The organism is Diaphorobacter sp. JS3050 (assembly GCF_013154915.1).
Classification (GTDB): Bacteria; Pseudomonadota; Gammaproteobacteria; order Burkholderiales; family Burkholderiaceae_C; genus Diaphorobacter; species Diaphorobacter nitroreducens.
In genome coordinates, this window is record NZ_CP053553.1 from 953,338 (window position 1) to 974,617 (window position 21,280).

Annotated in this window: 21 protein-coding genes; 9 read left to right on the plus strand and 12 right to left on the minus strand. The window is 66.1% G+C overall.

Annotation, left to right across the window (positions count from 1 at the left end; genetic code table 11):
• The first annotated feature begins 144 nt into the window (after positions 1-144).
• A complete protein-coding gene (gene tal, locus HND92_RS04710; RefSeq protein WP_012655675.1) occupies positions 145-1,095 on the plus strand; it encodes a transaldolase in 951 nt (316 codons plus the stop codon).
• Positions 1,092-2,708, plus strand: a complete 1,617-nt coding sequence (gene pgi / locus HND92_RS04715) for a glucose-6-phosphate isomerase (protein ID WP_172206223.1) — start codon at positions 1,092-1,094, stop codon at positions 2,706-2,708. The genes tal and pgi overlap by 4 nt, the downstream gene beginning before the upstream one ends.
• A 30-nt stretch (positions 2,709-2,738) precedes the next feature.
• Here pgi and HND92_RS04720 read toward each other — a convergent pair whose 3' ends face one another.
• The 9 genes from HND92_RS04720 to metK all read right to left on the minus strand — a co-directional run bounded on the left by HND92_RS04720 (position 2,739) and on the right by metK (position 10,568).
• The gene (locus HND92_RS04720) at positions 2,739-3,905 is read right to left on the minus strand and encodes a GGDEF domain-containing protein (RefSeq protein WP_172206225.1); all 1,167 of its coding nucleotides are present in this window, start codon (positions 3,903-3,905) and stop codon (positions 2,739-2,741) included.
• Between the two features lie 270 nt (positions 3,906-4,175).
• Positions 4,176-5,816, minus strand: coding sequence for a chaperonin GroEL (groL, locus tag HND92_RS04725; RefSeq protein WP_172206227.1), 1,641 nt, complete (start codon positions 5,814-5,816; stop codon positions 4,176-4,178).
• Between the two features lie 90 nt (positions 5,817-5,906).
• Entirely contained in the window at positions 5,907-6,197 is a 291-nt protein-coding gene (locus HND92_RS04730; protein WP_011804151.1) for a co-chaperone GroES, read from the minus strand.
• Positions 6,198-6,407: 210 nt separating this feature from the next.
• Positions 6,408-7,442, minus strand: a complete 1,035-nt coding sequence (locus tag HND92_RS04735; protein ID WP_012655679.1) for a bifunctional nicotinamide-nucleotide adenylyltransferase/Nudix hydroxylase — start codon at positions 7,440-7,442, stop codon at positions 6,408-6,410.
• A gap of 55 nt (positions 7,443-7,497) precedes the next feature.
• Positions 7,498-8,355: a cysteine hydrolase gene (locus HND92_RS04740; RefSeq protein WP_172206229.1), complete on the minus strand. Its 858-nt coding sequence runs from the start codon at positions 8,353-8,355 to the stop codon at positions 7,498-7,500.
• Between the two features lie 66 nt (positions 8,356-8,421).
• Complete coding sequence (locus HND92_RS04745) at positions 8,422-8,607, minus strand: DUF1328 domain-containing protein (protein WP_011804154.1); 186 nt, start codon at positions 8,605-8,607, stop codon at positions 8,422-8,424.
• Between the two features lie 129 nt (positions 8,608-8,736).
• Positions 8,737-8,871, minus strand: coding sequence for a hypothetical protein (locus HND92_RS19485; RefSeq protein ID WP_256376596.1), 135 nt, complete (start codon positions 8,869-8,871; stop codon positions 8,737-8,739).
• Positions 8,872-9,040: 169 nt separating this feature from the next.
• Complete coding sequence (locus HND92_RS04750) at positions 9,041-9,181, minus strand: hypothetical protein (protein ID WP_172206231.1); 141 nt, start codon at positions 9,179-9,181, stop codon at positions 9,041-9,043.
• Positions 9,182-9,386: 205 nt separating this feature from the next.
• Positions 9,387-10,568: a methionine adenosyltransferase gene (gene metK / locus HND92_RS04755; protein WP_011804156.1), complete on the minus strand. Its 1,182-nt coding sequence runs from the start codon at positions 10,566-10,568 to the stop codon at positions 9,387-9,389.
• Between the two features lie 132 nt (positions 10,569-10,700).
• Between metK and HND92_RS04760 the strand changes: the two genes are divergently transcribed.
• Both HND92_RS04760 and HND92_RS04765 read left to right on the plus strand, forming a co-directional pair.
• Positions 10,701-11,576, plus strand: a complete 876-nt coding sequence (locus HND92_RS04760) for a lysophospholipid acyltransferase family protein (protein WP_172206233.1) — start codon at positions 10,701-10,703, stop codon at positions 11,574-11,576.
• Entirely contained in the window at positions 11,573-12,445 is an 873-nt protein-coding gene (locus HND92_RS04765) for a lysophospholipid acyltransferase family protein (protein WP_011804158.1), read from the plus strand. Before HND92_RS04760 ends, HND92_RS04765 begins: the two co-directional genes overlap by 4 nt.
• A 45-nt stretch (positions 12,446-12,490) precedes the next feature.
• On the opposite strand, the gene HND92_RS04770 is transcribed toward HND92_RS04765, so the two are convergent.
• Both HND92_RS04770 and yihA read right to left on the minus strand, forming a co-directional pair.
• The gene (locus tag HND92_RS04770) at positions 12,491-13,420 is read right to left on the minus strand and encodes an alpha/beta fold hydrolase (protein ID WP_172206235.1); all 930 of its coding nucleotides are present in this window, start codon (positions 13,418-13,420) and stop codon (positions 12,491-12,493) included.
• Positions 13,421-13,468: 48 nt separating this feature from the next.
• Entirely contained in the window at positions 13,469-14,191 is a 723-nt protein-coding gene (yihA, locus tag HND92_RS04775; RefSeq protein WP_047350979.1) for a ribosome biogenesis GTP-binding protein YihA/YsxC, read from the minus strand.
• Between the two features lie 84 nt (positions 14,192-14,275).
• On the opposite strand from yihA, the gene HND92_RS04780 reads away from it, so the two are divergent.
• From HND92_RS04780 to HND92_RS04800, 5 genes are all read left to right on the plus strand, one after another.
• Entirely contained in the window at positions 14,276-14,914 is a 639-nt protein-coding gene (locus tag HND92_RS04780) for a c-type cytochrome (protein ID WP_011804161.1), read from the plus strand.
• A 168-nt stretch (positions 14,915-15,082) separates the two neighbouring features.
• On the plus strand, positions 15,083-17,236 hold the full coding sequence (locus HND92_RS04785) for a cytochrome c biogenesis protein ResB (RefSeq protein ID WP_172206237.1): 2,154 nt from the start codon (positions 15,083-15,085) through the stop codon (positions 17,234-17,236).
• Positions 17,233-18,567: a c-type cytochrome biogenesis protein CcsB gene (gene ccsB / locus HND92_RS04790; RefSeq protein WP_047350981.1), complete on the plus strand. Its 1,335-nt coding sequence runs from the start codon at positions 17,233-17,235 to the stop codon at positions 18,565-18,567. Before HND92_RS04785 ends, ccsB begins: the two co-directional genes overlap by 4 nt.
• Before the next feature lie 91 nt (positions 18,568-18,658).
• Complete coding sequence (msrP, locus tag HND92_RS04795; RefSeq protein ID WP_172206239.1) at positions 18,659-19,657, plus strand: protein-methionine-sulfoxide reductase catalytic subunit MsrP; 999 nt, start codon at positions 18,659-18,661, stop codon at positions 19,655-19,657.
• Positions 19,657-20,316, plus strand: coding sequence for a sulfite oxidase heme-binding subunit YedZ (locus HND92_RS04800; RefSeq protein WP_172206241.1), 660 nt, complete (start codon positions 19,657-19,659; stop codon positions 20,314-20,316). The genes msrP and HND92_RS04800 overlap by 1 nt, the downstream gene beginning before the upstream one ends.
• Positions 20,317-20,383: 67 nt before the next feature.
• On the opposite strand, the gene HND92_RS04805 is transcribed toward HND92_RS04800, so the two are convergent.
• The gene (locus HND92_RS04805; RefSeq protein ID WP_172206242.1) at positions 20,384-21,220 is read right to left on the minus strand and encodes an MBL fold metallo-hydrolase; all 837 of its coding nucleotides are present in this window, start codon (positions 21,218-21,220) and stop codon (positions 20,384-20,386) included.
• Positions 21,221-21,280 lie beyond the last annotated feature (60 nt).

The following is a 21,280-nucleotide window of genomic DNA, read 5'->3' on the forward strand; positions in this document are numbered from 1 at the left end:
GCATGTGGTCCGTATCCAGTGCACGATGTTATCGAGTTTCATGGTCGGCATTGACCGATACGGGACGGGCCGTGGCCGCGCATACACTTGCCGGTTACGCGCCGGGGCTGGGCTCCCCGCGCCTTTCTCCCTGGACAACACGCCATGAACCAACTCGACGCGCTCAAGCAGTACACCACCGTGGTGGCCGACACCGGCGATTTCAAGCAGCTGGCCCAGTTCCAGCCGCAAGACGCCACCACCAACCCTTCGCTGATCCTCAAGGCCGTGCAAAAGCCCGAGTACGCGCCGCTGCTCAAGGACTGCGTGACGCGCTGGCATGGCCGCGCCATCGACGAGCTGATGGACCGCCTGATCGTGCGTTTCGGCTGCGAGATCCTGTCGATCATCCCTGGGCGCGTGTCCACCGAGGTGGATGCACGCCTGTCGTTCGATACCGCAGCGACCGTGGCGCGTGCGGAGCGCATCGTGGAGCTGTACCAGGCCGAAGGGCTGCACATCGACCGCGTGCTCATCAAGATCGCCGCCACGTGGGAGGGCATCCAGGCCGCGCGCCAACTGGAGCAGCGCGGCATCCACACCAACCTTACGCTGCTGTTTTCGTTTGCACAGGCGGTGGCCTGTGGTCAGGCGAAGGTGCAGCTCATTTCGCCTTTCGTCGGACGCATTTACGACTGGTACAAGAAGCAGGCCGGCGCAAACTGGGACGAGGCCGCCATGGCCGGCGCCAATGATCCGGGCGTGCAGTCCGTGCGCGCCATCTACAACCATTACAAGCACTTCGGCATCGGCACCGAGGTCATGGGTGCGAGTTTTCGCAACACCGGGCAGATCGTCGCGCTGGCGGGCTGCGACCTGCTGACCATTGCCCCTGAGCTGCTGGCCCAGCTGGCCGCCAGCGATGCACCGGTGGCACGCGTGCTCGACCCCGAGGCGGCACGCCGCGTTGCGCTGCAACCCGTGCAGTACGACGAGGCGGGCTTTCGCTATGCGCTCAATGCCGACGCCATGGCCACCGAGAAGCTGGCCGAAGGCATCCGCGCATTTGCGGCGGACGCGGCCAAGCTGGAACAACTGATGCAAGCCGCTGCATGAATTTTGACGATCCCCGCACCCGCTGCGACCACACGACCGCGTGGCAGCGCCTGCGTGCCCATTACGAAAGCGCCGGCCGCAGCTTCGACCTGCGCGCCGCATTTGCGCAGGATGCGCAGCGTTTCGAGCGCTTCAGCCAGGACGCTCCGCATGTGTTTGCGGACCTGTCCAAGAACCTGATCGACGCGCCCACCGAAGCGCTGCTGCTGCAGTTGGCGCGTGAATGCGGCGTGGTGGCCTACCGCGATGCGATGTTCGAAGGCCGGCCGATCAACAACACCGAGCAGCGCGCGGTGATGCATTGGTTGTTGCGAAAACCGGCTCCAGGGCATACAGATCAAGCGCAAGAAGCTATCGATACAGTAGCGCCTGAAATTGCCTCTGCCTTGCACGACGTGCACGCCACGCTGGAGGACATGCTCGCCCTCGCCGAGCGCGTGCGCGCTGACGATGGCATCACCGACATCGTGAACATCGGCATCGGCGGCTCGGACCTGGGGCCGGCGATGGTGGTCAAGGCGCTGGACGACCTGCGCCACCCGGGCAAGCGCCTGCACTTCATCTCCAACGTGGACGGCATGGAGCTGGGCAGCCTGTTGCGCCAGCTGCGGCCCGAAAGCACGCTGTTCCTCATTGCGTCAAAGACCTTCACCACCGCCGAGACCATGTCCAACGCACAGGCGGCGCGTGCATGGTTCCTGGACCAAGGCGGCAGCGAGGACGCGCGGGCGCGGCTGCCGCTGGCGCGCCATTTCTATGCACTGACGACCAACCTGGAAGCGGCGGCGCAGTTCGGCATCACCACCACGCTGGGCTTCTGGGACTGGGTGGGCGGACGCTATTCGCTGTGGTCCGCCATCGGGCTGCCGATTGCCATTGCCGTGGGTGCGCCGCAGTTTCGCGCACTGCTGGCGGGTGCACATGCGATGGACGAGCATTTCCGCACCGCGCCGTTGGAATCCAACCTGCCCGTGCGGCTGGCGCTGCTGGACCTGTGGTACCGCAATTTCCATGGCTTCTCCAGCCGCAGCATGGCACCTTATAGCCATGGCCTGCGCCGCCTGCCGGCGTACCTGCAGCAATTGGAGATGGAGAGCAACGGCAAGGGGGTGGATGCGCACGGTCAGCCGCTGCCCTATGCCACTTCTGCCGTGGTCTGGGGCGAGCCGGGCACCAATGGGCAGCATGCGTTCTTTCAGATGATCCACCAGGGGCCCGACACCGTGCCCGTGGAGTTCATCGCGCTGCGCGAGCCGGGGCGTGATTTGCCGGACCAGCACCCGCGTCTGGTGGCCAACGCTTTGGCCCAGGCCCGGGCGCTGATGATGGGGCGGCCCGAAGAAGCCGACGGCCACAGGCGCTTCAGCGGCAACCGGCCGAGCACATTTCTGGTGCTGGAGCGTCTGGACCCGGCGTCGCTGGGCGCGCTGATCGCGCTGTACGAGCACCGCGTGTTCACCAGCGGGGCGCTTTGGGGCATCAACAGCTTCGATCAGTGGGGTGTGGAACTGGGCAAAGGCATCGCCAAGGACCTGGAGCCGCGTCTGGCCACGGGTGATGTGCAGGGGCTGGACCCGTCCAGCGCGGGGCTGTTGCGCCGTCTGGCGGCCTGAAACGGGGTGCGCTTCCCGCTCTGACGGGGCTCAGGCGCGCGCTGCCTGGGGCATGGCCGGCGCATCATCTAGAGGCGCCGGCTGGAGTTCTGGAGCCAGGGCGACCCGGTTGCGGCCCTGGTCCTTGGCGGCGTAGAGCGCCTGGTCGGCACGCTCCAGCGTTTCCTGGGGTGACGAATGGGGCAGGTGCAGCGCCAGGCCGGCGGACATGCTCAGGCGCAGGCCCGGCGGTGCGTTGGGCACGGGCAGGGCAGCGATGGCTTCGCGCGTGCGCTCCAGCAGGGTCTGGGCGCTGCGTGGTTCGATGTCGCTGAGCAGCAGCAGGAACTCGTCGCCGCCCCAGCGCGCCAGCACATCGGTTTCGCGCACATTGGCGCGCAGGGCGTCGGCGAACACCCGCAGCACATGGTCACCCATGGCGTGGCCGTGGTGGTCGTTGACGCGCTTGAAATGGTCCACATCGATCATGGCGAACAGCAACGTGCCCTGCCCGCGACGGCGCCGCCGGCACTCCAGCTGGATCAGCTCGACCATGGCGCGGCGGTTGTACAGGCCCGTGAGCTCGTCGCGCATGGCCAGCGCCCGGTTTTCCGCGAGGGCTTCGGCCAGCGCCACACGTTGTCGGTCCAGGCGCTGGCGCATCTGCTGCACGCGCAGGTTCACCACCATGCACCCGGCCAGCACGATCAGGATCATGGCTGCGTAGGCGCCATCCATGACGTCAAAAGTCGTTCCGTAGAAACGCGGCGAGACGACCACCGCCACCGAGAACGCCGCCATCGCGTAGAGCCCAATGCCCACGACCTGGCGCGGCGACAGGCCCAGCGCACCGAAGAACAGGATCATGGCCAGCATGGAGGGCACCACGCCGCGGCCTTCCCCTGCCAGCACGTAAGCCACGGCGCCGCTGGTGATGGTCCACGCCATTTGCACCAGGGTCAGGGACGGATCGCGCAGCCGCTCGGACCAGCCGGTGCGGATCAGCAGCGTGATGACTGCGAGCCCCCCCACCGAAAGCGCCGCCCACCACCGCACAGCGTCCAGGTGGTGGTTTGCGCTGGGGTGGTGCAGAAACAGCATTACCAGGGCGCTGGAGCTCATCAGCAGCAGCGCGAGCAGCGCCATGCCGACGCGCACACGCCGGTAGGGGTCGCGGGAGAGGATGCAGGGAAAGAGACGGCGAGGGGTCGTGTGCATGGCGGAGGCTCCTGCGAAGGGCCGTGCGATGGCGGTACGGCCAGAGTGAACCGCTAGCAATGAATTACTAATATTTACATATAAATACAATTATGCGAGGAGCGCAAAGCTTGCTTTTGCGTAGGGGTATTGGGGGACGGCAGGCCAGATCCGCGCGCGGTGCGCCGCGGAAGGTCACCCGCCACACACGCAGGCGAAAAAAAACCCGCAAGCACTGCTTGCGGGTTGGGTGCTGCCTGCGCCTTCAGGGCGCAGGCAGGGTCCTGGCAATTACATGCCCATGTCACCCATGCCGCCCATGCCGCCGGGCATGGCGGGGGCTGCGGACTCGTCCTTCGGCGCCTCGGCCACCATGGCTTCGGTCGTCAGCAGCAGCGAGGCCACGGAAGCGGCGTTCTGCAGGGCCGTGCGGGTCACCTTGGTGGGGTCGAGGATGCCCATTTCCAGCATGTCGCCGTAGGTGTCGTTGGCTGCGTTGAAGCCGTAGTTGCCCTTGCCGTTCAGCACTTCGTTCACGACCACCGACGGTTCGCCACCGGCGTTGGCCACGATCTCGCGCAGGGGGGCTTCGACAGCCTTCAGCACCAGCTTGATGCCGGCGTCCTGCTCAGGGTTGCCGGTGGACAGGTTGCCCACGGCCTGCTTGGCGCGCAGCAGTGCCACGCCGCCGCCGGCCACGATGCCTTCTTCCACGGCAGCGCGGGTGGCGTGCAGGGCGTCTTCCACGCGGGCCTTCTTTTCCTTCATCTCGACTTCGGTGGCAGCGCCCACCTTGATCACGGCCACGCCGCCGGCCAGCTTGGCCACGCGCTCTTGCAGCTTCTCACGGTCGTAGTCGCTGGTGGCTTCCTCGATCTGGATGCGGATCTGCTTCACGCGGGCTTCGATGTCGGCAGCGGCACCAGCACCGTCGATGATGGTGGTGTTTTCCTTGCCCACTTCGATGCGCTTGGCCTGGCCCAGGTCGGCCAGCGTCACCTTCTCCAGCGTCAGGCCCACTTCCTCGGCGATCACCTTGCCGCCCGTCAGGATGGCGATGTCTTCCAGCATGGCCTTGCGGCGGTCGCCGAAGCCGGGCGCCTTCACGGCCACGACCTTCAGGATGCCGCGGATGGTGTTCACCACCAAAGTTGCCAGGGCTTCGCCTTCGACATCTTCAGCAATGATCAGCAGAGGACGGCCAGCCTTGGCCACTTGCTCCAGCGTGGGCAGCAGGTCACGGATGTTGCTGATCTTCTTGTCGAACAGCAGCACGAAGGGGTTGTCCAGGATCGCGGACTGCTTCTCGGGGTTGTTGATGAAGTAGGGCGACAGGTAGCCGCGGTCGAACTGCATGCCTTCCACGACTTCCAGCTCGTTTTCCAGGCTCTTGCCGTCTTCCACGGTGATCACGCCTTCCTTGCCCACCTTGTCCATGGCGTCGGCAATGATCTTGCCCACGGACTCGTCGGAGTTGGCGGAGATCGAACCCACCTGGGCGATTTCCTTGGAGGTCGTCGTGGCCTTGGACTGCTTCTTCAGCTGCTCGACCAGAGCCACGACAGCCTTGTCGATGCCGCGCTTCAAATCCATCGGGTTCAGGCCGGCGGCCACGTACTTGGAGCCTTCGCGCACGATGGCCTGGGCCAGCACGGTGGCGGTGGTCGTGCCGTCACCGGCGATGTCGTTGGTCTTGGAAGCCACTTCCTTCACGAGCTGCGCGCCCATGTTCTGCAGCTTGTCTTTCAGTTCGATTTCCTTGGCCACGGACACGCCGTCCTTGGTCACCGTGGGGGCGCCGAACGAGCGCTCCAGCACCACGTTGCGGCCCTTGGGGCCCAGGGTCACCTTGACCGCGTTGGCCAGGATGTTCACGCCTTCAACCATGCGAGCGCGGGCTTCGCCGCCGAACACTACGTCTTTTGCTGCCATTTTTGGCTCCTACAAATTTGAATCAAATGGGCTGCCAACGCTGATCTATCAAGCGCAGGCAGCTATGAAAAATGAGTTGACCAGAAGGGATTACTTCTCGACGACCGCGAACAGGTCGTCTTCCTTCATCACCAGCAGCTCGTCGCCATTGACCTTCACGGTCTGGCCGCTGTATTTGCCGAACAGCACGCGGTCGCCGACCTTCACGTTCAGGGCGATCAGCTCGCCCTTGTCGTTCTTCTTGCCAGGGCCAACGGCCAGCACTTCGCCTTGATCGGGCTTTTCCGCAGCGTTGTCGGGGATCACGATGCCCGAGGCGGTCGTGGTTTCGCTTTCGATACGTTTGACGATCACGCGATCGTGCAGGGGGCGAAGATTCATTGCATCTCTCCTGATAATAAAAAGGATTGCGACATCAAACAACGCGCCCTCAACGCGGGCGCAGGGAACTGACACAGCGGTGTTGTTAGCACTCATCTGTTTCGAGTGCTAATGATAGAGGCATTCGTGACAGTTTCAAGGCCGCAGTGTCGACAGGGCCTGCGATCAAGGTGCGGGAGTGCGGAGGGCAGCCGCACTTCCCCGTCCGCCTCAGTGGACTGTGAGGCGCAAGAAGTGGTCCAGCATGTGAAAGTGGTCTTCAAAGAACGCTTCTTCCATGCCCGCGAGCCGGTCGATGGCCACCCACTCGGCATGCGCCGCGTCGTCAGCCGCCTGCACCGGGGGCAGCGGAGCGTCCTGCAGGTCGAAGTAGTGCGCGTGGGTGATGGTGCGGCCGCGTTGGCTGCGGTCGGGATGGTCGAACACCGTCACGCTGCGCAGCGCCGCGCGCAGCGTGGCCTCGGGCAGGGCGCAATTCGTTTCCTCTGCCAGTTCACGCAGGCAGGACTGCCACAGCGTCTCGCGTTGTTCGATGAAGCCGCCGGGCACCGCCAGCAGGCCACGCCCTGGTGCGTGGGCGCGGCGGATGAGCAGCACGTGATCCTGGCAGCGCAGTACCGCGTCCACGGTCACGAACACGGGCGGGTAGGGCGCCGTTGCCCAGGCGGCGCGGTAACCGCGCAGCATCTGCCATTCCTGCTGCAGTGTGGCGAAGTGCGGCGTGTGGGCGAATTGCTCCAACAGCGCTTGCGTGGCGGGCGGCAGCATGGGCGCCAGCGGCTGCAGCGCATGGGCCACGGTGGCGGGTGTGGCGCCGAAGTAGGCGTCGCGGATGGCGGTCGCGTCGATGCGGCCCTGGCGCTCCATGCGTATCAATTCCCAGCCCGGAAAGGCGCTGAGGTAGCTGCTCGTGGCGTCCTTGAAATGGCCGACCAGCCCCACGCGCGCCTGCGGCGGGCTGTGGCGCGCCACCGCGTTGCGCACGGCTTCCACCCACACCGCCTCGTTGTAGTAGTCGCGCACCGGCAGCACGGTGAGGCGCGTGCGGTCGCCCTCGGGCAGAGCACCGCGCAGCATGGCTTCGCGTTCGTGCCAGGTGAACGGGTTCTTGGGTGTGCGCGCCTGGAAGGCCGAGCCGACGATGACGATGACCTGCCGCGCCTGCACCAGCGCTTCGCGCAGCAGGGCGAGATGGCCGGTGTGGACGGGCTCGAAGCGGCCGATGAGGATGGCGGTGTCGTACATGCGACGATTCGTGTGTTCTCAAAAAAGTGAGCTGCTCGCGCTTGATGGATAAGCGCTAGAGGCAAATTTCGCTTGAAGTCGCCAGCCGTGCACCCTGGGCGTGCATCGCCTCCAGGAAGGCCTCATGCTGCGCCTCGAAGCCGGCCACGGGGCTCATGCAATCGGTGAGCAGCACCAGGCGCCGCGGGCTCCACCCGGGGTGCAGGCGGGCCAGGTGCTGGATGATGTGCTCGGTGGTGGCGCGCACGCAGTGGCTGCTGGCCTCGCCTGCGATGAGCAGCAGGTCTGCGCTGGCCAATTGGTCCAGCAGCTGGGTGTTCAGGGCGGTGTGCGGGTCGGCCGCGTCGGGTACTTCGGCCTGCACAGCGCTGTAGTGCTCGGTCCAGGGGCTCATGCCCTTGAAGACGGACTGCACGGCGCGCACGCGATGCGCCTGCCAGTCGCTGCACGCGGCCAGCACGTCGGTATGCACGCCATGGCCCCAGCTGCCGATTTCGCAATGCACGGGCCAGACCATGAGGGTGTAACGGCCCTGGGTTTCCAACGTGTCCAGGTAGTCCAGTGTGCGCGCCAGCGCGGCAGGGTCACGCGGCGCAAACGCACCCGCGCGGACCTGCGCAGCGGTGATGGCGGTGAAGGGCGCCACCGCGCCCCCGTCGCTGCGCTGCCAGTAGGCAGGGTGCGCCACGTCGTACCGCTGGTGCGAGTCGAGGGTGACAGTGATGTGGTCGATACCTGCTCCCTGCGCGCGGATGAACGCTGCCAGGCGCTGCATGTCCGCATGCGCGCCGGGAACGGGCAGCGCCGGGGCGGTTACCGCGCCGCTATGGGGATCGCGCGAGTGCCACGCGGCGGGCAGATCGCAGAAGTCGTTCTGGGGATCGATGGCGAGCAGGTGGACGGTGCGGGTCATGGGGCGGATGCGAGCGTGCAGGGCCTGCAGTGTAGGCAACTGCGGGGCCGCATCCGGGCGGCACCGCTATTTGATGGCTTTGCGCGCGGCCCCGATACCCAGCAGCGCGAGCACCACGAACAGCACGGCCAATACCAGGAACACCACGAACAGCACCTTGGCGATGGCGGCCGAGCCAGCGGCCACGCCGGTGAACCCGAGCGCGCCGGCAATGAGCGAAATGATGGCGAAGATGATCGCGTACTTGAGCATGGGATAGGCCTCCTTGGGATGGGCCGCCGGCGGGTGCGGCGGCTGGGCATCAGAGTAGAGGCGCTGGCGCAGGCGCTCCGTCATCTGGCGAAACCGCAGCGTGTAGGAGGGTGTTGACAGTGCTGCCGGTTATCGCAGCACATGCAGCACCACGCCGCCGGCGATCGGTAGCAGCACGGCGCCCGTGCGTTCTGTGGCGGCCATCCGCAGAACCCATCCCAGGATGATGGCAACCGTCCAGGCGCTGTACAGCCGCTGCAGCACAGGCGGCGTGCCCGCCAGCAGCAGGAACAGGTGGGCGTGAACAGCGCATTCTCAGGCAGCCTGGACGCGGGGGCCGGGGGTGTATTGGAAAAAATGGCGTCTGCAAGGGCATACATGCGCGGCCTTGCCCAGCAGGGCATCGCTGCGGCCCTGCAGCAGGCCGCCGCCCTTAGCGCCGAGAATCTCCCGGCGCAGTAGCCACGCCTTCGCGCAACGCGTTGTGGAAGTGGCGCTGGTCCTCAAAGCCCAGTTCCTGCGCCACCGTGGCCGGCGCGCCTCCAGCGGCCAGCAGCGCGCGCGGCGTTGACATGCGCGCCTGCACAGGGTTACAAGCCGGCCGCTTGGTGCCACGCGGCGTACTGGTCTGCGTTCGTAACGCGGCGGGATATGAATTCCGCCCCCAAGCTCAGGGACTGCCTGGACGCAGACGCGGGGTTCATAGCCCCGCCGCTGCGCGCAGCGCCTGGGCTTTGTGCCGCAAGGCTGCCGCACCCGCTGGTGGGGGTCGCCGTGCCTTACAGCCCGGCCGCTGCACGCAGCGCGGCAGCCTTGTCCGTCCTCTCCCAGGTGAACTCGGGTTCCTCGCGGCCAAAGTGGCCGTAGGCGGCGGTCTTCGCGTAGATGGGGCGCAGCAGGTCCAGCATCTGGATGATGCCCTTGGGGCGCAGGTCGAAGTGCTCCTGCACCAGTTGGGCGATCTGGTCGTCGGGGATCACGCCGGTGCCCTCGGTGTACACGGTGATGTTCATCGGGCGCGCCACGCCGATGGCATAAGCCACCTGGATCTGGCACTGGCGCGCCAGGCCGGCGGCCACGATGTTCTTGGCCACGTAGCGCGCAGCGTAGGCGGCGCTGCGGTCCACCTTCGTTGGATCCTTGCCGCTGAACGCACCGCCGCCGTGCGGGCAGGCGCCGCCGTAGGTGTCCACGATGATCTTGCGGCCCGTCAGGCCGCAGTCGCCCTGCGGCCCGCCGATGACGAAGCGGCCCGTGGGGTTGATGAGGTACTTGGTGTCCTGCAGCCATTCCTTGGGCAGCACCGGCTTGATGATCTCCTCGATGATGGCCTCGGTGAAGCTGGCCTTCATCTTGGTGGCGGTCTCGCTCTGGTCCGGGCTGTGCTGGGTGGAGAGCACCACGGTGTCGATGCTGTGGGGCTTGCCGTCCACGTAGCGCATGGTCACCTGGCTCTTGGCGTCCGGGCGCAGGAAGGGCAGGCGGCCGTCCTTGCGCAACTGGGCCTGGCGCTCGACCAGGCGGTGCGCGTAGTAGATGGGCGCGGGCATCAGCTCGGGCGTCTCGTCGCAGGCGTAGCCGAACATCAAGCCCTGGTCGCCCGCGCCGGTGTTCAGGTGGTCGTCGCTGGCGTGGTCCACGCCCTGGGCGATGTCGTTGGACTGCTTGTCGTAGGCCACGAGCACTGCGCAGCCCTTGTAGTCGATGCCGTACTCGGTGTTGTCGTAGCCGATGCGCTGGATGGTGTCGCGCGCCACCTGGATGTAGTCCACGTGTGCGTTGGTGGTGATCTCGCCGGCCAGTACCACCAGGCCGGTGTTGGTCAGCGTCTCGGCTGCCACGCGGCTGCGGGGGTCTTGCGTGAAGATTGCGTCCAGGATGGCGTCGGAGATCTGGTCCGCCACCTTGTCGGGGTGGCCTTCAGAGACCGATTCGGACGTGAAGAGGAAATCGTTCGCCATTTGAATAAACTCCGTGTTGTCAGCATTTGGGCGTTGCCCAGAGCCTCATGGAGCCTCGGCGAACGCTTTAGCAGTTGTGTTTAACGTCGCCCTGCAAGTTGCTCATTTAACTCGGCGACGGCCGTCATTGTAATGTCATCCCTCTTTCGGCTCGTTTCCGCGCTGCCCTTGTGGTTGCTGCATGTCATTGGCGCGGCGCTTGGCTGGGTGGCGTTTTGCGCATCGCCCACCTACCGCCGCCGCTTCATCGACAACGCCGCGCGCGCGGGTTATGCCTTGCGTGACGTGCGTGCGGCCATAGCGCACGCGGGGCGCATGGTGGCCGAGGCGCCGCGTCTGTGGCTGTGGCCCGAGCCGCCGGCCTGCGAGATACGCGGGGCCGAATGCGTGCAACGGGCCTGGGGCCAAGGCCGCGGCATCGTGTTCCTCACGCCGCACATTGGCTGTTTCGAGTTGTCGGTGCAGGCGGCGGCGCGGCGCTGGTCGCCGGAGCACGGCCCCATCACCATCCTGTACCGGCCCGCGCGCCAGCGCTGGCTGGCCGAGGTGATGCAGACCGCGCGCAACCGCCCCGGCATCCAGGCCGTGCCCACCACGTTGCAGGGCGTGCGCCAGATGATCAAGGCGCTGCGGCGCGGCGAGGCGGTGGGCCTGCTGCCTGACCAGGTGCCGCCGCAGGGGCTGGGGGTGTGGTCGCCGTTCTTCGGCCGCCCGGCCTACACCATGACGCTGGCTGCACGCCTGGTGCAGCAGACCGGTGCGGCGGTGATCCTGGCGCGGTGCGAGCGCTTGCCACGCGGGCGCGGCTATGTGCTGCACCTGGAGGATTTGCCCCAGCCGCTGGCGCCTACACTCGACGCGGCCGTGCTGCAGCTCAACCAAGCCATGGAATACCTCATCCGCCAAAGCCCCGACCAATACCTGTGGGGCTACGCCCGCTACAAGCAGCCCCGCGCGGAGATGCATACCTCTGCCGGGGCCGATGCGCCGCCGGAGGGCCGCGCATGATGGCGCGCGCGGGCATCGCGCTGCTGAATCTGCTGGGTCGTCTGCCGCTGCCGGCGCTGCGTGCGCTGGGGCGGTTCATCGGCCGGGTGCTGTTCGTGCTGGCCGTGCCGCGGCGCAGGGTGGCGCTGCGCAACCTGGCCTTGTGCTTCCCGGAGGTGCCCGAGTCGCAGCGCCGCGCGTGGGCGCGCGAGTCCTTCGTGGTGTTCTGCCAGACCTTCCTGGACCGCGGCTGGTTGTGGTCGGGCTCCGAGGCGCTGGTGCGCAGTCGCGTGAAGCTGGTGGGCGCGCTGCACGAGCTGGAAGGCGACACGCCGACCATCGTCTTCGCGCCGCACTTCTACAGCATGGACGCGGGCGGCCTCGCCTTGCCGCTGAACACGCGGCGCGAGTTCACCTCGATTTTCGCCACCAACCCCGACCCGGTGCTGGACGCATGGTTCATGGCGGGCCGCCAGCGCTTTGGCAACGTGCGCATGCTCAACCGCGCCGACGGCGTGAAACCCATCATCTCGTGCCTGCGCAAGGGCGGGCTGCTGTACCTGCTGCCCGACATGGACTACGGCAGGAACGACTCGGTGTTCGTGCCCTTCTTCGCCATGCCGGACGCGGCCACCATCCCGTCACTGTCGCGCTTTGCGCGCCTGGGGCGCGCCAAGGTGGTGGCGCTGTACAGCCGCATGACGCCCGAGGGCTACGTGGCCGAGCTGACCCCCGCCTGGGACCACTTTCCCACCGAGGACCATGTGGCCGACACGGCGCGCATGAACCGCGAGCTGGAAGCCGCCATCCGCACCATGCCCGCGCAGTACTACTGGGTGCACAAGCGCTTCAAGACCCGCCCGGAGGGGCAGGATTCGGTGTACCAGTAAAAATGGCTCTAGCGCTTATCTGGTAAGCGCTAGCAGCTACGAAAATCATAGTGACTGGCGAAGAAGATCCGCCAGGGTGTCGCGCACCAGCCCCGGCTGCTCGTGCACCACCCAGTGCGTGGCGCCTGGCACTTGCTGCACCTGCAGGCGTGGCACCCAGGCTTGGAGCCCCTGCAGCAGACCGGGCAGCAACGCGGGGTCGTCCATGCCCCACAGCACTTGCGTGGGTACGGGCACCTCCAGCATGTCGGCGGGCAGCGTGAGGGAGCGGATGTCCGGCGTCCCGTCGTCCTGGGAAGACGAGGGCAGCGGCGGCCGCAGCGGACTGGCACGGTAGTAGTTGCAAGGCCCGGCAAGCCCCGCCGCCCACTGCGCGCGGTAGTGCGCGCGCAGTGCAGGGGTGAGCCAGCCGGGCGCGCTGCCATCGGCGCGGCGAAAGAAGCCGAACAGGCGCGCGAAATCGTTCTCGGCCAGCAGCGACTCGGCATCGGGGCGGCACAGGAAGTGCATGTACGCACTGGCCTCCTGCTGCGCGGCACTGCCCTGCAACTCGCGCAGGAAGGCGCCAGGGTGAGGCGCGTTGATGACCATCAGGCGCTTGAGCAGTCCGGGATGCTGGTTGGCCAGGTTCCAGGCCACGGCGCCGCCCCAGTCGTGTGCCACCAGCGCGGCCAGCGGCGTGCCGGCACCGGCTTCCTGGGCGATCAGCGCGGCGATGTCCTGCACCAGATGTTTGGGGCGGTAGGCCTCTACTGCAGCCGGCGCGCTGGAGGGTGCATAGCCGCGCAGCCAGGGCGCCACGCAGCGGTAGCCGCCGTGTGCCGGATCGGCGAAATGGCCCAGCAGCGCGTCCCAGATGAACGCGCCCTCGGGAAAGCCGTGCAGGAACAGCAGCACCGGGCGCCCCGGCATGCCGGCCACGCGGCAGTGCAGCGTGATGCCGTGCGGCAGTGTGTGGGTGATCGTCTCCGCCATACGCTACGCCTTTCATAGCTGCCAGCGCTTGATGGACGGGCGCTGGCGTCAGTTTTGGTCTTCAGATGGCGGCAGGGCTTCCACGGCCGCATCCTCTTTTTGGACGGGGTGGGCCCACTGCCACAGCAGTTGCGCCACTTCGTCCACGCCCTGCTTCTTGAGCGCGGAGAACATCCTGACCTCACCGCCGCCGGCCTGCAGTCGCGTGATGGACAGTGCCTTGGCCTGCTCGGCGCGCGTGAGCTTGTCGGCCTTGGTGAGCAGCACCAGGAACTTGAGCCCTGCCTCCACGCGCGGCCGCACGGCGTTCAGCAGCGCCTCGTCCAGCTCGGTCAGGCCCAGGCGCGGGTCGCACAGCAGCACGATGGCGGTGAGACTTTCGCGGCTCACCAGGTAGCTCAGCATCACTTGCTGCCAGCGCAGCTTGTCCGAGCGCGACACGGCCGCGTAGCCGTAGCCCGGCAGGTCGGCCAGCACCGCGTCCGTCGCGCCCTGCTTGCCCAGCGCGAACAGGTTGATGTGCTGGGTGCGCCCGGGCTTCTTGGATGCAAACGCCAGTTGGCGCTGCTGGGTGAGGGTGTTGATGCAGGTGGATTTGCCTGCGTTGGAGCGGCCCACGAAGGCGATCTCGGGCACCTCGATGGCGGGCAAATGGTGCAACTGCGCGGCCGTCGTCAGGAAGCGCGCGGTGTGCATCCACCCCATGGCGACCTTGGCGTCCGGCGCTGGCGGGAGGGAGCCAGCAACTGGCGCATGTGATGTGGTCGGCATATATGGGTTTTCCAAGGGATAGGGCGAAACAGGGGGCATTGTAGAATCGCGGGGTTTTGCGCTCATAACACAAGATCCCCCGATATGAAGTTGCTCGCCTCCCTGCTGATGGCTGCCGCACTGGCAGTCCCCGCTGCCTCGGCCCTTGCCGCAGGCGAAACCCCGGCGCCGCAAAAGGCAGCGAAGCCTGATCTCGTGAAGGGCGAGGCCAGCTACGCCGCCGTGTGCGCCGCCTGCCACGCCGCCGACGGCAATTCCACCATCGCAGCCAACCCCAAGCTGGCGCAGCAGCACCCGGAGTACCTGGTCAAGCAGCTGCAGGAGTTCAAGGCCGGCAAGCGCGCTGACCCGATCATGCAAGGCATGGCCGCCATCCTCTCCGAGGACGACATGCGCAACGTGTCGTGGTGGCTGGCCTCCAAGCAAGCCAAGGAAGGCTTTGCCAAGGACAAGGATCTGGTCGCCATGGGCGAACGCATCTACCGCGGCGGCATCCAGGACCGCAACATTGCCGCCTGCGCCGGCTGCCACAGCCCCAACGGTTCCGGCATTCCTGCCCAGTACCCGCGCCTGTCGGGCCAGCATGCCGACTACACGGTCAAGCAGCTGGTGGACTTCCGCGACGGCAAGCGTGGCAACAACGTGCAGATGCGCGACGTGGCCGCCAAGCTCAACGACCGCGAGATCAAGGCCGTGGCTGACTACATTGCCGGTTTGCGTTGATTCACGTCAAATTTCCAGGGGTGCTCCGATGCGCCTTTGGAACCTACCGCCGATAATCGCACCCAAGACGGGCGGGCTCATCTGAACGGATGGCCCGCCTTTTCTCATGGGCCTACGCACGCAGGGTTGACTGGCGTAGGTGGATTCCTCCCGGCCTTCGCGTCTTTCATGTCTGACACCACTTTCGGTCCTAGCAGCGCCCCCCGGACGCACGCCATGCGGTCGATGACCGAGCTGCTGGCGTCCATGCGCTTCGCGATCGCGTTGCTGACCGTGATCTGCATTGCCTCGGTGATCGGCACGGTGCTCAAGCAGCACGAGCCGGCCGTCAACTATGTGAACCAGTTCGGCCCATTCTGGGCGGAGGTGTTCCTGGCGCTCAAGCTGAACGCGGTCTACAGCGCCTGGTGGTTCCTCGTGATCCTGGGCTTTCTGGTGGTCAGCACTTCGCTGTGCATTGCCCGGCATGCGCCCAAGTATCTGGCGGATCTGCGTACCTACAAGGAAGACATCCGCGAGAAGAGCCTGCAGGCGTTCCACCACAAGGCCAGTGCGGAGCTGGCGGCCGAAACGCCCGAGGCGGCCGCGCGCCGCGTGGGCCAGCAACTGGTTGCCAAAGGCTGGAAGGTACGCCTGCAGCAGCGCCAGACCCCGGCAGGTGACGGCTGGATGGTGGCCGCCAAGGCCGGTGCCGCCAACAAGCTGGGCTATATCGCCGCGCACAGCGCCATCGTGCTGGTGTGCCTGGGCGGCCTGCTGGACGGCGATCTCGTCGTGCGGGCACAGATGTGGTTTGGTGGCAAGACGCCCTATGCCGGCTCTGGCCTGATCTCCGAGGTCAAGCCCGAACACCGGCTGTCCGAGCGCAATCCCACGTTCCGCGGCAATCTTGTGGTGGCCGAGGGCACGCAGTCCGGCACCGCCATCCTGAGCCAGTCCGACGGCGTACTGCTGCAGGAACTGCCGTTTGCCGTCGAGCTCAAGAAGTTCATCGTGGAGCATTACTCCACCGGTATGCCCAAGCTGTTCGCCAGCGAGATCGTGATCCACGACCGCGCCACGGGCGAGGCCACGCCGGCGCGCGTGGAGGTCAACCATCCCGTGAGCTACCGGGGCATCGAAATCTACCAATCCAGCTTTGACGATGGCGGCTCCGAAGTGCACCTGCGTGCGCGTCCCATGGCGCCGGGCGCGGAGCCCTTCGATGTGCAAGGCGTGATCGGCGGCTCCACGCGCCTCACGCACTCGGGCTCGGGCGAAGGCATGACGCTGGAGTTCACGGGGCTGCGGGTGCTCAATGTGGAGAACTTCGGCGATACCGGCGCCAGCGGTTCGGGCGCTGACGTGCGCAAGGTGGATCTGCGCGAATCGATCGAATCGCGCCTGGGTGCCGGCAACAAGACCGTGAGCAAGCGCGAACTGCGCAACGTAGGCCCCAGCATCACCTACAAGCTGCGCGATGCAGCGGGCCAGGCGCGGGAGTTCCACAATTTCATGCTGCCCGTGGACACGGGCGACGGTCAGCCCATGTATTTGCTGGGTGTGCGTGAGACCCCCGCGGAGCCCTTCCGCTATCTGCGCGTGCCGGTGGATGCCGAGGGTGGCATGGACGGCTTCTTGCGCATGCGCCTGGCACTGGCCGATCCGCAGATGCGCGAACTGGCGGTGCGTCGCTACGCGGCAGCGGCCGTGGATGGGGCGCGCCCCGAGCTGGCCGAGCAACTCGCGCAGTCGGCGGGGCGCGCGCTCGCGCTGTTCGCCGGTGCGATCGACGAGCCTGCTGCGGCGGGCGGCCGGCCGCGCGGCGGGCTGCAGGCGATATCGGACTTCATGGAGGCCAATGTGCCCGAAGACGAGCGCAACCGCGCCAGCGAGGTGTTGGTGCGCATCCTCAACGGCGCCTTGTTCGAACTGGCGCAGATCACCCGCGAACGTGCAGGCCTTGCCCCCTTGCCACAGAATGGCGCAACGCAGGCGTTCATGACGCAGGCGGTGTTGAGCCTGAGCGATGCACAGGCCTATCCGGTGCCCCTGGCGTTCGAGCTGCGTGACTTCAAGCAGGTGCAGGCCAGCGTGTTCCAGGTGGCGCGCGCGCCGGGCAAGAACGTGGTGTACCTGGGCTGCGCGCTGCTGATCATCGGAGTGTTTGCCATGCTCTACGTGCGTGAACGCCGCGTATGGGTATGGCTGGCACCCCATGAGACTGGCGCTCGCGCGACGATGGCGCTGTCCACCAACCGCAAGACGCTGGATGCGGATCGTGAATTCGCGCAGCTCACCACCCAATTGATCGGAACATCCCCGCACGGAGGTGCCTCATGAATACAGCCACGACCACGCTCACGTTGAGCGAAGGGTATTTCGCACGCCGCAGCTGGTGGGACTGGCTGTTTGCGTTGTTGGTGGTCGCGGGGGGCGTGTTCGCGCTGCAGCGCTATGCGGCGTACATGGATGTGTATGAGAAGGCCATTTTGCTGGGCTCCATTCCCAGCGTGATCTGGCTGGGCTGGTTCTGGCGCCCGCTGAGCACACTGATGCTGATGGTGGCCGCGTGCTCGCTGCTGGCCATCGGGCTGTACCAGAACAATGGCGCGGGCGACCTGGCGCGCGCGGACACGGTCTTCGGACTCAAGTACTTTCTGTCGAGCCAGTCGGCCATCCTGTGGATGAGCATGCTGTTCTTCATGAGCACCGCGTTCTATTGGGTGGGCATGCTCTCGCGCGGTCAAGGGCAGACGATGATGCGCATCGGCTCGCGCATTGCGTGGGTGGCCGTGGCGCTGGCATTGATCGGCACCATGGTGCGCTGGTACGAAAGCTACCTGATCGGCCCGGATATCGGCCACATCCCGGTGAGCAACCTCTACGAGGTGTTCGTCATGTTCTGCTGGATGACGGCCGTGTTCTACCTGTACTATGAGGAGCAGTACGAAACCTGCGCGCTCGGCGGCTTCGTGATGCTGGTGGTGAGCGCCGCCGTGGGCTTTCTGCTGTGGTACACGGTCGTGCGCGAGGCGCATGAGATCCAGCCGCTGGTGCCCGCGCTCAAGAGCTGGTGGATGAAGCTGCATGTGCCGGCCAACTTCATCGGCTACGGCACCTTCGCGCTGTCAGCCATGGTGGCCTTTGCTTACCTGATCAAACAGCAGGCGAGCGAAACGCGCTGGTGGAAACTGGCACCGCTGTGGCTGTTGGGCGTGGTGCTGTGCTTTGAGCCCATCGTCTTTCGCCAGGGCGCGGCCGACAACGGCGGTGGCTACTGGATGGTGTATTTCGGCGTTTCTGCGCTGATCGTGGCGGGCATCTTGCTGGCGCGCCGGCGCATTGCCGAGCGGTTGCCGTCCTTCGAGATCCTGGACGATGTGATGTACAAGTCCATCGCCGTGGGCTTTGCGTTCTTTACCATCGCCACGGTCCTGGGAGCGCTGTGGGCCGCGGAGGCCTGGGGCGGTTACTGGAGCTGGGACCCCAAGGAAACCTGGGCGCTGATCGTGTGGCTCAACTACGCGGCATGGCTGCACATGCGGCTGATGAAGGGTTTGCGCGGCACCATGTCGGCGTGGTGGGCGCTGGTGGGCCTGGCGGTGACCACCTTCGCCTTTCTGGGCGTGAACATGTTCCTGAGCGGGCTGCACAGCTACGGAACCTTGTAACCCTCGGCGTCCAAGGGGGGAACCTGCGGGCCCTGCGGGCAGTCTGTGTCTCATGCAGACTGTGGCAGATGCGGCTGCCAGAAGGACCCCCATGTTGATTCCTACCCGAGACAACGGTTACATCCACCCTTGCGCCGGCGAGATCACGCCGCGCGCCGTCTATGAGCAGCGACGCGCCATGCTCCGCCTGCTGGCAGCGGGTGCTGGTGGCGCGGCGATGGCCGGCTGGGCAGGGCGTGTCGCCCTCGCTGACCAAGTCCGCCGCCCGGGGCGGCTTGCACCCCTGCCGGGTGCGCCGTCCGCCGTGCCGGGCGCGGTGACCATGGAGAAGGTCACCGAGTACCAAGATGCCACCACGTACAACAATTTCTACGAATTCGGCACGGACAAGAGCGACCCCGCGCGCAATGCCCATACCCTGAAAACCCACCCCTGGACCGTAGAAGTGGAAGGCTTGGTCAACAAGCCACGGCGCTTCGATATCGACGAGCTGCTCAAGCTCAGCGCGCAGGAGGAGCGCATCTACCGCCTGCGCTGCGTCGAGGGCTGGTCCATGGTGATCCCCTGGGTGGGGTACTCGTTGGCAGAGTTGATCAAGCGGGTGGAGCCGCAGGGCAGTGCGAAGTACGTCGAGTTCGTCACGCTGGCGGACAAAGCCACCATGCCTTACGTGGGCTCGCGTGTGCTGGACTGGCCTTACACCGAAGGCCTGCGCTTGGACGAGGCCATGCATCCGCTCACGCTGCTCGCCTTCGGCATGTATGGCGAGGTGCTGCCCAATCAGAATGGCGCACCGGTGCGCATCGTCGTGCCGTGGAAGTACGGCTTCAAGAGCGCCAAGAGCATCGTCAAGATCCGCTTCGTCGAGAAGGAGCCTGGTACCGCGTGGAACAAGGCTGCACGGCAGGAGTACGGCTTCTATTCCAACGTGAATCCGGATGTGGACCACCCGCGCTGGAGCCAGGCCACCGAACGGCGTATCGGCGAGGGTGGACTGTTCGCCAAGAAGCGCAAGACCCTGCTGTTCAATGGCTACGAGGCCCAGGTGGGGCAGCTCTACGCGGGCATGGATCTGCGCAAGTTCTACTGATGGCGCATGCACGCCTTTCGGGCAGTACTCCCGCGCTGGCGGGTCGCGGCTGGGGCGCGCGCGTGTTGTTGCACCCGGCAGCCAAGCCGGTGCTGTTTGTGCTGTGCCTGCTACCACTGGCCTGGCTGGTGTATGGGGCGGCCGCGGATCGCCTGGGCGCCAACCCTGCCGAAGCCCTGATCCGCTCCACGGGCGACTGGACGCTGCGCATGCTGTGCCTCACCCTGGCAGTCACACCCCTGAGGCTGGCGCTGGCCCAGCCGCCGCTGGCACGCTTTCGGCGCATGCTGGGTCTGTACACCTTCGCCTACGCGGCACTCCACTTGCTGTGCTACGGCTGGTTCGACATGGGGCTGGATGTGCCGGAAATCCTTCGTGACGTGCTCAAGCGCCCCTTCATCCTGGTGGGCATGGGCTGCTTTGCGGTGCTCCTGGCGCTGGCGGCCACGTCGTTCAACCGGGCCATGCGCTGGATGGGCGGGCGGCGCTGGCAGCAACTGCACCGCGGCGTGTACCTGGCCGCGGGGCTGGCGATCCTGCACTTTTTCTGGATGCGGTCGGGCAAGAACGACTTTGTCGAGGTGGCGGTCTATGCCGCCATCCTGGCGGCGTTGCTGCTCGCTCGGCCTTGGTTGCGCCGGCGCCGCCGTGCGGTCTGATTGCTATTATTTATATAGCTGCTAGCGCTTTCTGGGTAAGCGCTAGAGCCGATTTTCTATCAAACCTTCAGGCGCGCACGGCCTGCAGCGCAGGGCGCACCTGGCGGGTGACGGGATCGATGTGACCCGTGGGGATCTGGTAGGCGCGGTCGTCAAACAGGTCGATGCCGCACATCAGGCTGTCGAGCCATTGGAAGAAGTCGTCGATGGCCGGCTTACCCATGATGGGCGCGCCGTGCTGCGGAACCACCATGGCGATGTCGAGTTGCCGCGCCATGCGCGTCCACAGGCGCAGGATCTTGTTGGAGACCATGTAGCGGCGGTGAAAGCCTTCCATGCGTGGAATGTGCGGTGCCAGATGGGTCACCGGCACGCGTGCGTCGGCGCCCGAGGTCATGGAGACGCCCAGGTCGCCCGTGAACAGGATGCGGCTGACCGGGTCGTAGAAGTGGAAGTTGCCTTCGGAATGCATGAAATGCGCCGGCAGCAGCACCAGCTCGTGCCGGCCCAGCGGCAGGCGGCCGCCGCTGTCGGGCACCCCGATGATGCGGTTCTCGGTTTTGCCGAGCTTGGTGAAGTGCGGCGCGAAGCGCTCCCAGATGCGTGAGATGACCAGCGTCGCCTTGGTGCTGCTTAACCAGCGGTCCAGCGAGGCGATGATGTCGGGGTCGGCGTGCGACGCAATCAGGTAGGACAGCTTGTGGGGCGGAAAGTGCTTGGACATGCCCATGAACAACTCGTTGAACGCCAGATTGCCGCCCGGGTCGATGATGGCGCCCGTGTCGTCGTCCACGATCAGGAACTGGTTGGCCTGAACCGCCTGCCCATCCTCCTCGACAAGGTCCGAGAACATCAGACAAGTGTGGTTCTTGTCCCGGTAGAGTTCAAGAGGTTCCTGAGGCATGCACGTGACTCCGCAATGAAAGTGCAATAGTACTCAGAGCGAAATGGTTATTCCTTGATG

Coding starts and splice junctions, on each gene's coding strand:
- HND92_RS04740 (WP_172206229.1), bottom strand. CDS start 8,355: ATGACCCGCACCGTCCACCTGCTCGCCATCGATCCCCAGAACGACTTC.
- metK (WP_011804156.1), bottom strand. CDS start 10,568: ATGGCGAACGATTTCCTCTTCACGTCCGAATCGGTCTCTGAAGGCCAC.
- HND92_RS04780 (WP_011804161.1), top strand. CDS start 14,276: ATGAAGTTGCTCGCCTCCCTGCTGATGGCTGCCGCACTGGCAGTCCCC.
- msrP (WP_172206239.1), top strand. CDS start 18,659: ATGTTGATTCCTACCCGAGACAACGGTTACATCCACCCTTGCGCCGGC.
- HND92_RS04800 (WP_172206241.1), top strand. CDS start 19,657: ATGGCGCATGCACGCCTTTCGGGCAGTACTCCCGCGCTGGCGGGTCGC.
- HND92_RS04745 (WP_011804154.1), bottom strand. CDS start 8,607: ATGCTCAAGTACGCGATCATCTTCGCCATCATTTCGCTCATTGCCGGC.
- HND92_RS04735 (WP_012655679.1), bottom strand. CDS start 7,442: ATGTACGACACCGCCATCCTCATCGGCCGCTTCGAGCCCGTCCACACC.
- HND92_RS04770 (WP_172206235.1), bottom strand. CDS start 13,420: ATGGCGGAGACGATCACCCACACACTGCCGCACGGCATCACGCTGCAC.
- HND92_RS04805 (WP_172206242.1), bottom strand. CDS start 21,220: ATGCCTCAGGAACCTCTTGAACTCTACCGGGACAAGAACCACACTTGT.
- HND92_RS04750 (WP_172206231.1), bottom strand. CDS start 9,181: ATGTCAACGCCGCGCGCGCTGCTGGCCGCTGGAGGCGCGCCGGCCACG.
- pgi (WP_172206223.1), top strand. CDS start 1,092: ATGAATTTTGACGATCCCCGCACCCGCTGCGACCACACGACCGCGTGG.
- yihA (WP_047350979.1), bottom strand. CDS start 14,191: ATGCCGACCACATCACATGCGCCAGTTGCTGGCTCCCTCCCGCCAGCG.
- HND92_RS04785 (WP_172206237.1), top strand. CDS start 15,083: ATGTCTGACACCACTTTCGGTCCTAGCAGCGCCCCCCGGACGCACGCC.
- ccsB (WP_047350981.1), top strand. CDS start 17,233: ATGAATACAGCCACGACCACGCTCACGTTGAGCGAAGGGTATTTCGCA.
- HND92_RS04765 (WP_011804158.1), top strand. CDS start 11,573: ATGATGGCGCGCGCGGGCATCGCGCTGCTGAATCTGCTGGGTCGTCTG.
- tal (WP_012655675.1), top strand. CDS start 145: ATGAACCAACTCGACGCGCTCAAGCAGTACACCACCGTGGTGGCCGAC.
- HND92_RS04720 (WP_172206225.1), bottom strand. CDS start 3,905: ATGCACACGACCCCTCGCCGTCTCTTTCCCTGCATCCTCTCCCGCGAC.
- groL (WP_172206227.1), bottom strand. CDS start 5,816: ATGGCAGCAAAAGACGTAGTGTTCGGCGGCGAAGCCCGCGCTCGCATG.
- HND92_RS04760 (WP_172206233.1), top strand. CDS start 10,701: ATGTCATCCCTCTTTCGGCTCGTTTCCGCGCTGCCCTTGTGGTTGCTG.
- HND92_RS04730 (WP_011804151.1), bottom strand. CDS start 6,197: ATGAATCTTCGCCCCCTGCACGATCGCGTGATCGTCAAACGTATCGAA.